Here is a 13253-nt window from a genome sequence, read left to right on the forward strand (position 1 = left end):
CTGACAGGAATTTTTCCAATCGAGGGGTGAAGCTCCAGGCGGGGCCCGGCTAGAACGAGAACGGCCGCACGAAATGGCAGGTGTAGCCGCCGGGGTGCTTCTTCAGGTAGTCCTGGTGGTAGTCCTCGGCGGGCCAGAAGGTCGCGGCGGCGGCGATCTGGGTGGTGATGGGGCGCTTCCACTTCCCGGAGGCCTCCACCTCGGCCTTGACCTTTTCGGCGGTCTTCCGCTGGGCCTCGTCGTGGTAGAAGATGGCCGACCGGTACTGGGTGCCGATGTCATTGCCCTGGCGGTTGGCGGTGGTGGGGTCGTGGATGGTGAAGAAGAATTTGAGGAGGGCCTCGTAGGTCGTCTTCGAGGGGTCGAAGGTCACCTCGATGGCCTCGGCGTGGCCGGTGGTTCCGGTATGGACGTCCTCGTACACCGGGTGCTGCGTGGTGCCGCCGGTGTAGCCCACGATGGTCTTGATGACCCCGGGGCGCTCCCTGACCAGGTCCTCCATGCCCCAGAAGCAGCCCCCGGCGAGGGTGGCCACCTCCTTGGGGGATGGCTTCATGCCGAACAGGGCCAGATACTTGCCATAGCCCCGGGCCTCCAGGTCCGCCACGGGCACGAAGCGCAGGGAGGCGCTGTTGATGCAGTACCGCTGGCCCGTGGGCGCCGGACCGTCGTCGAAGACGTGGCCCAGGTGGGAATCGGCGTTCCTCGAGCGCACCTCGGTGCGCACCATGCCGTGGCTGACGTCCCTGTGCTCCACCACCTCGCCGGGTTCCAGGGGCTTGGTGAAGCTGGGCCAACCGCAGCCGGAGTCGAACTTGTCCTTGGAGGAGAAGAGGGGCTCCCCGGACACCACGTCGACGTAGATGCCGTCCCCCTTGGAGTTCCAATACTCCCCGGTGAAAGGCGCCTCCGTCCCGGCCTCCTGGGTGACCCGGTACTGCTCCGGGGTCAGGGTCTTCTTGAGCTCGGCCTTGGTCTTCTTCCCGCCACTTTCCACACGTGCCTCCATTCCCTTGGTTTCCACCTGACGGCCGCCGGTCAGGCCCATGGCCCCCAGGGCGCCCAGGCCCAGAAGGATGACCCCCAGCAGTACCGCGTTCCTCGTTCCCATGGTCAGCTCCTCGACATTGGGGTGCCCGCCAGGGCTCCATTGTGACGGGATCTCAAAGTCATTGAGCATTTCTTGCGAGAGAGGCGCAACTTCAGCTAGTTTGGAGGTAGCCAACCCGGCCCCGTGCCCTCGCGGGGCCTTGCCTTATCCGGCCCGCCCAATATTCGGGAGCGTGCAATCCCAATCTCCCGTATAAAATGCTCCACTACAGCCACCTGCGAGGAATTCATGACCAACACGGCGAAACTGGAACTGGATGGCAAGGTGATCGAGCTTCCGGTCATCGAGGGAACAGAAGCCGAACGGGCGCTCGACATCCGGGATCTCCGCGCCAAGACGGGCTATATCACCTACGACGAGTCCTACGGGAACACCGGCAGCTGCCAGAGCCGCATCACCTTCATCGACGGCGAGAAGGGCATCCTCCGCTACCGGGGGATCCCCATCGAGGAACTGGCCGAGGGTTCCACGTTCGTGCAGGCCGCCTACCTGATCATCTTCGGCAAGCTCCCCACGGAGACCGAGCGCCTGCGCTTCTCGGGCCTCCTGACCAAGTACCAGATGATCCACGAGGACATGAAGTTCCACTTCGAGGGCTTCCCCTCCTCGGCCCACCCCATGGCCATCCTTTCGGCCATGATCAACGCCGCCGGGTGCTTCCTCCCCGAGCTCAACGAGGAATACAACGCCGACCGGTTCGAGATCCAGGCCGCCCACCTCCTCTCCCAGGTGCGCACCCTGGCCGCCTACGCCTTCCGCAAGTCCCGGGGCCTGCCCTCCATCTATCCCAAGAAGAAGTACATGTTCACCGAGAACTTCCTGCACATGATGTTCTCCGAGCCCGACGAGGACTACGAGCTGGACCCCGCCGTGGTGGACGCCCTGGACCTGATCTTCCTCCTGCACGCCGACCACGAGCAGAACTGCTCCACCGCCACGGTGCGCATGGTGGCCTCCAGCAAGGCCAACCTGTTCGCCTCGGCCTCCGCGGGCGTCTGCGCCCTGTGGGGCCCGCTGCACGGCGGGGCCAACCAGGCCGTCATCGAGATGCTCAAGGAGATCCGGGCCGACAAGGACGACGGCACCCTCTTCCTGGACAAGGTCAAGCACAAGAACCACGGCGCCAAGCTCATGGGCTTCGGCCACCGGGTGTACAAGAACTACGACCCCCGGGCCCGCATCATCAAGCGCAAGTGCGACGAGCTCCTCTCCAAGATGGGCATCAGCGACCCCCTGCTGGACATCGCCAAGAAGCTCGAGGAGACCGCCCTCAACGATCCCTACTTCATCGAGCGCCGGCTCTACCCCAACGTGGACTTCTACAGCGGCATCATCATGCGCGCCATCGGCATCCCCACCGAGATGTTCACCGTCATCTTCGCCATCGGGCGCATGCCGGGGTGGATCGCCAACTACCGGGAAGTGGCCGAGAGCGGCGACAGCCGCATCTACCGCCCGCGCCAGGTCTACCAGGGGCCCACGCTGAACCACTACGTGCCCCTCTTCGAGCGGTAGCCGGAGGATTTTGAGACGGGATTGCAATCCGCACTGGAACCTTCCCGGCCAGTCGGTATAGTGTCTGTACCTTCCCCAAGGTACCGGGATCGGCCATGCCCGGTTTTCCCAACACCGACCGATTGCCAGCGAGGGATGCCGTGGATTTCACCCTGCCCGAGCACGTGGAGGCCCTCCGGGAGGAGGTGCGCAGGTTCGCCCAGAACGAGATCCGTCCCCACGTCATGACCTGGGACGAGGACAGGATCTTCCCGGCGGAGGTCCTGGCCAGGCTGGGGGAGATGGGGATGCTGGGGGTGTTCTTCCCGGAGGAGTTCGACGGGGCGGGCATGGGCTACCTGGAATACGCCGTGGTGGTGGAGGAACTGTCCCGGGTGGACGGCTCCGTGGGGCTCAGCGTGGCCGCCCACAACAGCCTGTGCTCGAACCACATCTACACCCAGGGCAGCCCGGACCAGCTGGAGAGGTACCTGAAGCCCCTGGCGGCGGGCAAGGTGCTGGGGGCCTGGGCCCTCACCGAGGCGGAGGCCGGCAGCGACGCGGGGGCGCTGCGCACCACGGCCCGGCTGGAGGGGGACCACTGGGTCCTCAACGGCTCCAAGAACTTCGCCACCCACGGCACGGTGGGCGGCATCTGCGTGGTCATGGCCCGCACCCGGGGCGGGACCGGCGCCGACGGCATCAGCGCCTTCATCGTGGAGAAGGACACGCCGGGATTCCGGGCCGGCAAGCAGGAAAACAAGCTGGGCATGCGCGCAAGCGACACCTCGGAACTCATCCTGGAGGAGGTGAAGGTCCCCGCGGCCAACCTCCTGGGGGAGGAGGGCGTGGGCTTCAAGCAGGCCATGAGGACCCTGGACGGCGGCCGCATCGGCATCGCCGCCCTGGCCCTGGGCATGGCCCAGGGGGCCTTCGAGGCCTCGGTGAAGTACGCCACCATCCGCAAGGCCTTCGGCAAGTTCCTGGCCGACCACCAGGCCATCCAGTTCAAGCTCGCCGACATGCAGGTGGGGATCGAGGCGGCGCGGCTGCTGGTGTACAAGGCGGCGACCCTCAAGGACCAGGGGCTTCCCTACGCCAAGGCCGCGGCCATGGCCAAGCTCCACGCCTCGGAGGTCGCCTGCAGGGTTGCCGAGGAGGCCGTGCAGATCCACGGCGGCTACGGCTTCATCAAGGACTACCCGGTCGAGAAGTTCTACCGGGACGTCAAGCTGTGCACCATCGGGGAAGGCACCAGCGAGATCCAGCGGATGGTCATCGCCCGCCACCTCGTCAAGGAGTATTGAGCGTGACGCTCATCCACAGCCGCCTCAAGACCGGCTCCGAGGCCTTCCGGCAGAACCACGCGCACAACCTGGCGCTTTGCGAGGCGTTGCTAGAGGAGAAGGAGCGGCTGCGCCGGGGAGGGGACGACAAGGCCCGTGCCCGCCACGCCGCGCAGGGCAAGCTCTTCGTGCGGGACCGCATCGCGCTGCTCTGCGACGTGGCCTCGCCCTTCCTGGAGGTGGGCCTGTTCGCGGCCACGGGGGTCTACGACGACCCGGTGCCCGCGGCGGGGCTGGTGACGGGGGTGGGCATGGTCCACGGCCGGCCCTGCATGATCATCGCCAACGACGCCACGGTGAAGGGCGGGACATACTACCCGCTTACCGTGAAAAAGCATCTGCGCGCCCAGGAGATCGCCCTGGAGAACCGCCTGCCCTGCCTCTACCTGGTGGACAGCGGCGGGGCCTTCCTGCCCCTGCAGGCCGAGGTCTTCCCGGACCGGGACCATTTCGGGCGGATCTTCTACAACCAGGCGGTGCTCTCGGCCGCGGGCATCCCCCAGATCTCGGCGGTCATGGGCAGCTGCACCGCGGGCGGGGCCTACGTGCCCGCCATGAGCGACCAGACCATCATCGTCAACGGCACCGGCACCATCTTCCTGGGCGGCCCGCCCCTGGTGAAGGCGGCCACGGGCGAGGACGTGACCGCGGAGTTCCTGGGCGGCGCCAAGGTCCACACCGAGCTCTCCGGGGTGGCCGACCACTTCGCCGAGAGCGACGAGCAGGCCATCCAGATCCTCCGCGAGCTGGTGAGCCACCTGGGCCCCTCTCCCGCGGCCTCCGTGGCCCTGCGGACCCCCGAGCCCCCCGCCTACGACCCGCTGGAGATCCTCGGCGCCTGGCCCCGGGACCTGCGCCGGCGCAGCGACGTGCGGGAGGTGATCGCGCGGGTGGTGGACGGCAGCCGGCTCTTCGAGTTCAAGGAGCGCTACGCCACGACGCTGGTGACGGGCTTCGCCCACGTGGAGGGCATGCCCTGCGGCCTGGTGGCCAACAACGGGGTGCTCTTCGGGGAGAGCGCCCTCAAGGCCGCCCACTTCATCGAACTGTGCACCTCCCAGAAGATCCCCCTGGTCTTCCTGCAGAACATCACGGGCTTCATGGTGGGCGCCCAGGTGGAGCGGGCCGGCATCGCCAAGGACGGGGCCAAGATGGTCCACGCCGTGGCCACCGCCCAGGTCCCCAAGATCACGCTCATCCTGGGCGGCAGCTTCGGGGCGGGGAACTACGGCATGTGCGGGCGCGCCTACGGTCCCCGCTTCCTCTGGACCTGGCCCACCTCGCGCATCTCCGTCATGGGCGGGGAGCAGGCCGCCCAGGTGCTCACCACCGTCAAGCGGGACCAGCTCTCCCGCGAGGGCCGCCCCTTCAGCGACGCCGACGCCGAGGCCATCGCCGGGCCCATCCGGGAGAAGTACGAGCGGGAGGGGCACCCCACCTACGCCTCCGCCCGCCTCTGGGACGACGGCGTCATGGACATGCGGGACACCCGGGGCTGGCTCGCGGCGACCCTGGCCACCACCCTCTGCGCCCCGGTGCCCGACACGCGCCTGGGCGTGCTGCGAATGTGAGGAAGCCATGACCGACCGGAAGATCATCCGCATCGCCAACGCCGGGGGCTACTGGGGGGACGACCCCTGGGCCCTGCGCCGGCAGGTGCGGGGCGGCCTCGACCTCCACTACATCTCCATCGACTACCTGGCCGAAGTGACCATGAGCATCCTGCGCAAGCAGATGGCCAAGGACCCCTTCCTGGGCTACGCCCGGGACTTCGTCACCCAGATCGACCCGCTCCTGGAGGAGATCCTGGCCAAGGGCATCCGGGTCATCACCAACGCCGGAGGCGTCAACCCCTCCGCCTGCGCCCAGGCCCTGGCCGCCGCGGCCCGGGCCCGGGGGCTCAAGCTGCGCATCGCCGTGGTGGACGGGGACGACATCGCTCCCCGCATCGGGGAGCTCCTGGCCTCGGGGGTGGAGCTGCGGCACATGGAGACCGGGCAGCCCCTGGCCCCGGTGGCGGACCGGATCCTGGCCGCCAACGCCTATTTCGGCGCCATGCCCGTGGCCGCGGCCCTGGCGAGGGAACCCCACGTCGTCATCTGCGGCCGGGTCACCGACACCGGCATCACCCTGGCGCCCCTCATGCACGAATTCGGCTGGGGCCCGGGGGACTATGACCTCCTGGCCAGCGGCATCGTGGCCGGCCACATCATCGAGTGCGGCGCCCAGGCCACGGGCGGCAACTTCACCGACTGGAAGAAGGTCCCCTCCTTCGTCGACATCGGCTACCCCATCGTGGAGTGCCGCAGGGACGGCGCCTTCACCGTCACCAAGCACCCCGGCACCGGCGGCCTCGTCACCTGCCAGACCGTGCGGGAGCAGCTCCTCTACGAGATGGGCCACCCCCGCACCTACCTCACGCCGGACGTCGTCGCCGACTTCTCCACGGTGGACCTGCGCGAGGACGGGCCCGACCGGGTCCGCGTGGAGCGCGTGCAGGGCCGGCCCCCCACGGACCTCCTGAAGGTGAGCATCGCCTATGCCGACGGCTGGAAGTCCCAGGGCGCCCTCATCGTCTCCGGCCCCGACGCCCGCGCCAAGGCCGAACTGCTGGCCTCGGTCTTCTGGAAGCGGTGCGCCGCCGAGCTGGAGGCCCCCCTGGAGCACACCTGCACGGAGTTCGTGGGCGACGACTCCGCCCACCGTTCGCTCACGCCCCGCCACCGGGCCCAGGAGATCCTCCTGCGCCTCTCGGCCCGGTCCGCGAGCGCCGGGGACCTGCAGGCCTTCCGCAAGCTCCTGCCCGCCATGATCCTGTCCGGCCCGCCCGGGGTGGCGGTCACCGGCGGGGCCCCGGCCGTTTCCGAAGTCGTGAGCTACTGGCCGGCCCTGGTGCCCCGCGGGCTCGTTCTCCCGGAGGCGCGGATCCTGGAGGAGGGCCGGGCGTCCTGGTCCTCGGGGCCCCTGCCCTGGCCCGAGAGCGAAGGCGAGGGCACCACCCCCTTCGACGCCACCGACCCCTGGACCCTGGCCCCCGGCGCCGGCGCGCAGGTGCGCGTGCCGCTCATGCGCATCGCCCACGCCCGCAGCGGCGACAAGGGCGATACCGCCAACATCGGCCTCATCGGCCGCTCCGGCCCGTGCTACGCCTGGCTCCGGGACCACATCACGGCCGAGAAGGTGCAGGCCTGGTTCAAGGGCCACTGCCGCGGGCGGGTGGAGCGCCACCCGGTTCCGCGGCTCTGGGCCCTCAACTTCCTGCTGGAGGAGACCCTGGGCGGAGGCGGCACCGTCAGCCTCCACCTGGACGCCCAGGGCAAGACCCTCGCCCAGGCCCTGCTCCGGTGCGAAGTGGAGGTGCCCGCCGCGCTCCTGGCCACCATCGCCCCGGAGAACCGTCCCTGTCCCGGCGAGATCGTGCCCGAAGGGAGCCGGCCGTGATCCCCCTCTCCGCCTTCCCCAGGGAGGGCGACGCCTTCCAGGGCCGGACCCTGCGGGTGGAGGCCCTGGCCCACGGGGTCATGCGGCTGGTGCTGACGCGGCCCGAAGTGTGCAACGCCTTCGACGCGGCCATGATCCGGGAGCTGTCCCTGGCCATGGCCGAGCTGGCCTCGATCCAGGACCCGGCGCGCATGCGTCTCCTCCTGCTGGAAGGGGAGGGCTCGGTGTTCTGCTCCGGGGCCGATCTGGCCTACATGAAGGAGCAGGGCGCGGCCGCCCAGGAGCTTAACCTGGAGAACGCCAGGGAGCTGGGGCGGATGTTCACGCGCCTGGCCTCCTTTCCCGCGCCCGTGGCGTGCTGCGTGCGCGGGGCGGCCATCGGCGGGGGCCTGGGCCTGGCCGCGTGCAGCGATTTCGTCCTGGCCGAGCCCGCGGCCGTCTTCGCCACGTCCGAGGTGATGCTGGGGCTGGTGCCGTCGGTGATCGGGCCCTTCGTCGTGCGCAAGCTGGGCATCGCCGCCGCCGCCCCCCTGATGCTCACGGGGCGCCGCATCCGCGGCGCCGAGGCCCTGGAGGCGGGCCTGGCGCAGCGCCTCATCGACCCCTCCGAGTCCCACGAAGAGGCCCTGACGCGCGTCCTCCGGGAGTTCCTGGCCGCCGGGCCCCGGGCGGCCCGGGCCACGAAGGAGCTGCTGCGCCGCATCGCGCCGCTGCCGGACCCCGAGCTGTTCGAATTCACCGCGCACACCATCGCCGCGGCGCGCATGTCCGCCGAGGGCCAGGAGGGCCTGCAGGCCTACTTCCGCAAGGCCCCTCCACCGTGGAGGCCCTGATGCGCCTCGTCATCGCCAACCGGGGGGAGATCGCCCGCCGCATCCTGCGCGCGGGCCGCGCCCGGGGCTTCGAGGTGGCCGTGGTGTCCACCCCCGGCGACGCCGGCAGTCCCGTGCGCCGGGAGGCGGACGCGGTACTGGAGGTGGACAGCTTCCTCGACGGGGCCGCCATCGTCGAGGCCGCCCTGCGCTGGAGGGCCCGGCTCCTGCATCCCGGCTACGGCTACCTGTCCGAGAACGCCGGTTTCGCGCGGGCCGTGGAGGAGGCCGGCATCGGCTTCGTGGGGCCCACTCCCGAGAACATGCTCGCCCTGGGCGGCAAGGAGTCCGCCAAGGCCGTCGCCAGGGCCTGCTCCGTGCCGGTGCTGGAGGCCCTCCTCTCCGGGGAGCTGGCCGCCCTCCCCCCCGCGGCCTGGCAGGACGCCCTCGCCGGGCGCGGCATCCTGGCGCCGTACCTGGTCAAGGCCAGCGGCGGCGGCGGCGGGCGCGGCATGCGTGTGGTGGAGGAGCCCGCGGGCCTTCCCGACGCGGTGCTCCGGGCCTCCAGGGAGGCCCTGGCGAGCTTCGGGGACGGCACCGTCTTCGTTGAGCGCCTGCTCCGGTCCCCCCGGCACCTGGAGATCCAGGTGTTCGGCGACGGCCGGGGCGGCGGGGTCTTCCTGGGGGAGCGGGAGTGCTCCCTGCAGCGGCGCCACCAGAAGGTGCTCGAGGAGGCCCCCAGCTCCGTGGCGGATCCCGCCCTCCGGGAGGCCATGGGCCGGGCCGCCCTGGCCCTGGTGCGGCATACCGCCTACCGCGGCGCGGGCACCGTGGAATTCCTCCTGGACGAGGCGGGCGCCTTCCACTTCCTCGAGATGAACACGCGCCTCCAGGTGGAGCACCCGGTCACCGAACTGGCCTACGGCGTGGACCTGGTGCTCGCCCAGCTGGACCTGGCCATGGGCGGCTGGCCCGCGACCCTGGGCGATCCCGCCGTGTTCGCGGTGCCCGCGCCCACCGGCGTGGCCCTGGAGGCGCGGGTGCTCGCCGAGGACCCGCGCAACGGGTTCCTGCCCACCCCCGGCCCCCTCAGGGTCTACGTGGAGCCCTCGGGCCCGGGCGTCCGCGTGGATTCGGGCGTGACCCAGGGCGGGCGCGTGGACGCGGGGTTCGACTCCATGATCGCCAAGCTCGTGGCGTGGGGGCCGGACCGGGCCTCGGCCGTGGCGCGCCTCGCCGCGGCCCTGGAGGACTTCACCGTCCTGGGGTGCACCACCAACCTCCCCTTCCTGCAGGCCGTGGCCCGTTCCGGGGACTTCCTGGCGGGGCGGGAATCCACGGGCTGGATCCAGGAGCACCTGGCGGACCTCAACGCGCCCCTCCTGCCCGCGGCGTGTCTCGCGTTCTTCCGCTCCACGGCGTTCCGGGAGGCCCTGTCCATGGCCTTCCGCGGCGCGGGCGCGGCCGCCCCGGGCCCCGCCGCGCGGTTCAAGGCCCAGGCCGGCTGCCCCGAGCTGCGCACCGGCGGCGCCCAGGAGAAGGAGGTCTTCCATCTGGAGGGCGGCCCCGTCCTCTTCACCCTGCGCGGGCCCGCCCTGCGCCGGATGCTGGACGGCCCCGTGGCCCCCGGGGAGCGGGGCCCCGGGCTGGCCCGGGCCCTGGCCGCCGCGGGCGAGACCGATCCCGCCCTGCCCTTCCGCGCCTGCCGCCTGGAGGGCGCCGGCATGGCCGTGGCCGTCTTCGGGGAGACCCTGGTGCTGGAGGACCCCTCCGCGGATCTGGCCCGGCCCCGCGTCCAGGCCGCGGCGGGAGGCGGCGTGAACGCCCCCATGGCCGGGAGGATCCTGGAGTGCCTCGTGGCCCGGGGGGACGAGGTGGAGCAGGGCCAGCTGATGTTCGTCCTGGAGTCCATGAAGATGCAGTTCGAGATCACCGCGCCCCGGGCGGGCACGGTGGCCGAGGTTTGCGTGGAGGTGGGCCAGGCCCTGCAGGGTCCGGAGACGGTGGCCGTGCTGGCGTGACTATTTGCCCAGCCGCCGGCCCAGGTACTCCCAGGTCGCGCGCGAGACCAGATGGAACCCCTCCCCCGTGGGCACCAGCCGCTGGGGCTGGAAGGGGTGGCGCCTGCCGTGCCAGTCGGCCCCCACGGGGGTGAAGGCGAGCCCGGCCTTCTCCGCCAGGCGCAGGGCCCTGGGCAGATGGCTGGCGGAGCTGACGAGGGCCAGGCGCTTCCAGTGTCTGGCGTCCTGGAGCCTCCGGTAGGCGGCGATCTCCTCGCGCGTGTTCAGGCAGGGCTCCGGCACCGTCACGATGGCCCCGTCGGGAACGCCCAGGTCCAGCCAGATGGCGCGGGTCTCCTGCCCCAGGTCGCGGGCTCCGGTCATCACGTCCAGGCCGGCGCCGCTGGCCACGAGGAGATGGGCCTTCCCTGCGTGCCACAGGCGCGCGGCGGTGACGATCCGGTCCCCCGCCTCGCCCAGGATGGGCCGGCCCGCGGGATCCAGTTCCGTGCCGCCGCCCAGCACGCACACGGCGTCGAAGGGGTCGAGGCGGCCGGTCTCCAGGAGGGGGACGGTGCGCTCCAGGCCCGCCATGAGGGCCGTCCCCACGTAGAAATTGCCCGCGACGGCGTACAGGATCCACACGAACAGGACCAGGATCCCCGCGAGCCACTGCCTCCGGCGCAGGAGGAGGTACGCGACGCCAAGGGTGAAAACCCAGAGGAGCCCCGCGGGCATGACCAGCGCCCCCACGGCCTTGGCCAGATCGAAGAACGTCATCTAGTATTCCCCCTTGTCGTTGCCGTGCCGCGGGGAATGGGGCCCCGCGGGCAGGCCCTGGTGCAGCGTCCGGAAGGCCTTCTGGTTCGCGGTGCGGGCCAGGGGCATGAAGTCGGGGGCGGCCTTGGTGAGCGAGGCGGTGACGGCCATGGCGACCAGGTCCGCAACGGCATTGCCGCTGGAGTTGTGGCTGGGGACGTAGGTCCAGGCCTGGTGGGTCTTCCAGAGCTCCTCGCCGGTTCTTCCGCTCCGGAGGACATAGTCGAAGTCCACTTCGACGCTGGTGGCGAGCACGGCGTACTTCGCATCCCACTTGTTGATGGTCACGTAGAGGACGGCATCGGCCCCGAAGAGCTCGCCCAGCCTCCGGGGATCCGCCCGGTGGACCATGCCCGCGTCGCCGAGGCCGTCGTCCTCCATGAGCCGCTTGACCAGGTAGACCGGAAAGACGTAGTAGCCGCGGCTGGCCAGGGGCACGGTGAGCGTCGAAAGGAAGAGGTCGGCGGCCGTGACGTCCACGCTGCGGTTGACCACCGGCACCACGAGGATGGACGCGGGGTCCTCCCCGCGCAGCCTTGTGTAGTCCTTGACGGGGGCGGCGGCGGGCGGCACGCATCCCGCGAGGAGGGCCAGGAGGGGAAGGAGGGTGGCGAGCCGCTTCATGACGGATCCTTCGTGGGTTCCGCCGGAGGCGGGGCGCAGGCGCGGATCATGCGGTCCATGAGCAGGGTCGCTTCCGGCCACCGGGTCTTCTCCTTCGTGAAGTACTCCGCGGCCTCCGCCTTCCTGCCGGACAGGAGGAGGATGTAGCCGTACTCGGCGTAGATGCCCGGGGGCACCCGGGTCCCGTCGGGATTCCGTTCGATCGTCCTGCGCAGGGAGGCCCCGTACGCCTCCAGGCCGCCGGGATTCCCCATGAGCCGGTGGAGATGGTCCTCGTACCCGCCCCAATCGAAGCCGGGGCGGGTGGCGGGGACGGCGCAGCCCAGCGCGAGCGCCAGGGCCAGGGGCGGCCATTTCCTCATCTGACGACCAGGGTCCTCTGCTCCCCGCCGCCCAGGAACACCTTCTCGGACATCAGCAGATCGTCACCGAGCCTGACTTCGATCACGTGCGTGCCGGGTTCCACCCGGAGCACGCCGGGGTCGCCGGCATAGGCTTCGGCGCTGCCCATGGGCCTGCCGTCCAGGAACAGGACCGCCCCCTTGGGCGCGCCCTGGAGGAGGATCCTGGGGCGGTCGTCCACGGCGCGGGTGACGGTGACCGGGTCGGCGCAGCAGAGCAGGAGCAGGGGCAGGGCCAGGGCGGCGGTTCTCATTTGCGGGTCTCCTTGGCGTCGGTGACGTACAGGGTGCCGGCAGCCGGGATGGAGCCGTCCACCACTTCGCAGACGGCGCCTTCGCTGGCCTCGGAGTCCCCGAACAGGGAGACCACCTTGAGGCCCGCCACGCGGGTGCCGGGGAGGGTGATCTCGAAGCCGGTCTGCTGGCTCTTGACCTTGGGTCCCTGGAGCATCACGGCGAGCGAGTCGCCCACCTTGAGGCCCTGGCGCTCGCCCCCTGATACGTAGGCCCGGGAGCCTTCCACCTTCAGGATGTCGCTGGTCCAGGGACGGTCCCCGAGGCTCCTGACGATGGTGTTCATCAGGTCGGACACCGCGGCGCCTATGGCGCGGTCGTTGAGCGTCGCGTCGTAGTCCGCCCTGCTGCCGTAGCCGGCGATGCTGCCGGTCTCGGTGTTGGCCTCCCCCGTGCCCGTGGCGGTGAAGAAGGCCTGGCCGGTGCGCACGTCCAGGAGCCGGACTTCCACCTTGGCCCGGGCCACCTGGTTCCGGGTCGCGCTCAGGAAACCCACCTTGCCCGAGTCGCTCCGCCCGAATTCCGTGACGGCCCCCACCAGGAGGGTGTCCACGCCCACCAGGTTCTCCTGGCCGGAGAGGTGCTGCTCCTTGCGGACCTTCTGCAGGTCGGGCCGCTCGAAGACCAGGAACTGGCCGGAGGCGATGAGGCGGTTGGAGACCATGTCCGAAGCCTGCTTGCCCAGGGGATCATCGTTCTGGTCGACCAGGAGCGATTTCCCGTACCGGGTCTCGTTGGTGAAACGCGCCACGGCGATCTTCCGGCGCAGCACCTTCCCGGCCTGGGGCGGCACGGCCTGGGGCACCGGGGCGGGAGCCTGCACCGGCTCGTACCTCGGCGTGGAGACGGTGGCGCAGCCCGCGAGGAGCAGGAGCGCGGCCAGGGTCGTGGGAGTCTTCATGTTCTTCACC

At 70.6% G+C, this 13253-nt stretch carries 12 protein-coding genes; 6 read left to right on the forward strand and 6 right to left on the reverse strand.

The window, feature by feature from the left end; translation table 11 throughout:
- Positions 1 to 49 precede the first annotated feature (49 nt).
- Positions 50 to 1009 (reverse strand): bifunctional methionine sulfoxide reductase B/A protein, encoded by a 960-nt coding sequence (locus RAH40_RS08440; RefSeq protein WP_373432571.1) that lies wholly within the window; start codon positions 1007 to 1009, stop codon positions 50 to 52.
- Positions 1010 to 1339: 330 nt separating this feature from the next.
- On the opposite strand from RAH40_RS08440, the gene RAH40_RS08445 reads away from it, so the two are divergent.
- From RAH40_RS08445 to RAH40_RS08470, 6 genes are all read left to right on the forward strand, one after another.
- Positions 1340 to 2626 carry a citrate synthase gene (locus RAH40_RS08445; protein ID WP_306601654.1) on the forward strand — a complete coding sequence of 429 codons (1287 nt, stop codon included), beginning with the start codon at positions 1340 to 1342 and terminating at the stop codon, positions 2624 to 2626.
- Positions 2627 to 2766: 140 nt separating this feature from the next.
- The gene (locus RAH40_RS08450) at positions 2767 to 3912 is read left to right on the forward strand and encodes an acyl-CoA dehydrogenase family protein (RefSeq protein ID WP_306601655.1); all 1146 of its coding nucleotides are present in this window, start codon (positions 2767 to 2769) and stop codon (positions 3910 to 3912) included.
- 2 nt (positions 3913 to 3914) lie between these two features.
- Positions 3915 to 5522 carry a carboxyl transferase domain-containing protein gene (locus RAH40_RS08455; RefSeq protein ID WP_306601656.1) on the forward strand — a complete coding sequence of 536 codons (1608 nt, stop codon included), beginning with the start codon at positions 3915 to 3917 and terminating at the stop codon, positions 5520 to 5522.
- A 7-nt stretch (positions 5523 to 5529) separates the two neighbouring features.
- Positions 5530 to 7392, forward strand: a complete 1863-nt coding sequence (locus tag RAH40_RS08460; RefSeq protein WP_306601657.1) for an acyclic terpene utilization AtuA family protein — start codon at positions 5530 to 5532, stop codon at positions 7390 to 7392.
- Positions 7389 to 8225 (forward strand): enoyl-CoA hydratase-related protein, encoded by an 837-nt coding sequence (locus tag RAH40_RS08465; protein WP_306601658.1) that lies wholly within the window; start codon positions 7389 to 7391, stop codon positions 8223 to 8225. The genes RAH40_RS08460 and RAH40_RS08465 overlap by 4 nt, the downstream gene beginning before the upstream one ends.
- Positions 8225 to 10225, forward strand: a complete 2001-nt coding sequence (locus RAH40_RS08470) for a biotin carboxylase N-terminal domain-containing protein (RefSeq protein WP_306601659.1) — start codon at positions 8225 to 8227, stop codon at positions 10223 to 10225. Before RAH40_RS08465 ends, RAH40_RS08470 begins: the two co-directional genes overlap by 1 nt.
- Here RAH40_RS08470 and RAH40_RS08475 read toward each other — a convergent pair whose 3' ends face one another.
- The 5 genes from RAH40_RS08475 to RAH40_RS08495 are packed head-to-tail and all read right to left on the reverse strand — an operon-like array spanning position 10226 to position 13243.
- Positions 10226 to 10984, reverse strand: coding sequence for a YdcF family protein (locus RAH40_RS08475; protein ID WP_306601660.1), 759 nt, complete (start codon positions 10982 to 10984; stop codon positions 10226 to 10228).
- Entirely contained in the window at positions 10985 to 11647 is a 663-nt protein-coding gene (locus RAH40_RS08480) for a GNA1162 family protein (protein WP_306601661.1), read from the reverse strand.
- Complete coding sequence (locus tag RAH40_RS08485; RefSeq protein WP_306601662.1) at positions 11644 to 12009, reverse strand: DUF4810 domain-containing protein; 366 nt, start codon at positions 12007 to 12009, stop codon at positions 11644 to 11646. The genes RAH40_RS08480 and RAH40_RS08485 overlap by 4 nt, the downstream gene beginning before the upstream one ends.
- A complete protein-coding gene (locus tag RAH40_RS08490) occupies positions 12006 to 12302 on the reverse strand; it encodes a hypothetical protein (protein WP_306601663.1) in 297 nt (98 codons plus the stop codon). The genes RAH40_RS08485 and RAH40_RS08490 overlap by 4 nt, the downstream gene beginning before the upstream one ends.
- A complete protein-coding gene (locus RAH40_RS08495) occupies positions 12299 to 13243 on the reverse strand; it encodes a CsgG/HfaB family protein (protein ID WP_306601664.1) in 945 nt (314 codons plus the stop codon). The genes RAH40_RS08490 and RAH40_RS08495 overlap by 4 nt, the downstream gene beginning before the upstream one ends.
- Between the last annotated feature and the right edge of the window lie 10 nt (positions 13244 to 13253).

Source organism: Geothrix sp. 21YS21S-2, assembly GCF_030846775.1.
In the GTDB taxonomy this organism is placed as follows: domain Bacteria; phylum Acidobacteriota; class Holophagae; order Holophagales; family Holophagaceae; genus Mesoterricola.

What these genes read in the sequence shown, in the direction of transcription:
- RAH40_RS08440 (WP_373432571.1), bottom strand. Translation starts at nt 1,009, where the DNA reads ATGGAGGCACGTGTGGAAAGTGGCGGGAAGAAGACCAAGGCCGAGCTC.
- RAH40_RS08445 (WP_306601654.1), top strand. Translation starts at nt 1,340, where the DNA reads ATGACCAACACGGCGAAACTGGAACTGGATGGCAAGGTGATCGAGCTT.
- RAH40_RS08460 (WP_306601657.1), top strand. Translation starts at nt 5,530, where the DNA reads ATGACCGACCGGAAGATCATCCGCATCGCCAACGCCGGGGGCTACTGG.
- RAH40_RS08470 (WP_306601659.1), top strand. Translation starts at nt 8,225, where the DNA reads ATGCGCCTCGTCATCGCCAACCGGGGGGAGATCGCCCGCCGCATCCTG.
- RAH40_RS08475 (WP_306601660.1), bottom strand. Translation starts at nt 10,984, where the DNA reads ATGACGTTCTTCGATCTGGCCAAGGCCGTGGGGGCGCTGGTCATGCCC.
- RAH40_RS08480 (WP_306601661.1), bottom strand. Translation starts at nt 11,647, where the DNA reads ATGAAGCGGCTCGCCACCCTCCTTCCCCTCCTGGCCCTCCTCGCGGGA.
- RAH40_RS08485 (WP_306601662.1), bottom strand. Translation starts at nt 12,009, where the DNA reads ATGAGGAAATGGCCGCCCCTGGCCCTGGCGCTCGCGCTGGGCTGCGCC.
- RAH40_RS08490 (WP_306601663.1), bottom strand. Translation starts at nt 12,302, where the DNA reads ATGAGAACCGCCGCCCTGGCCCTGCCCCTGCTCCTGCTCTGCTGCGCC.
- RAH40_RS08495 (WP_306601664.1), bottom strand. Translation starts at nt 13,243, where the DNA reads ATGAAGACTCCCACGACCCTGGCCGCGCTCCTGCTCCTCGCGGGCTGC.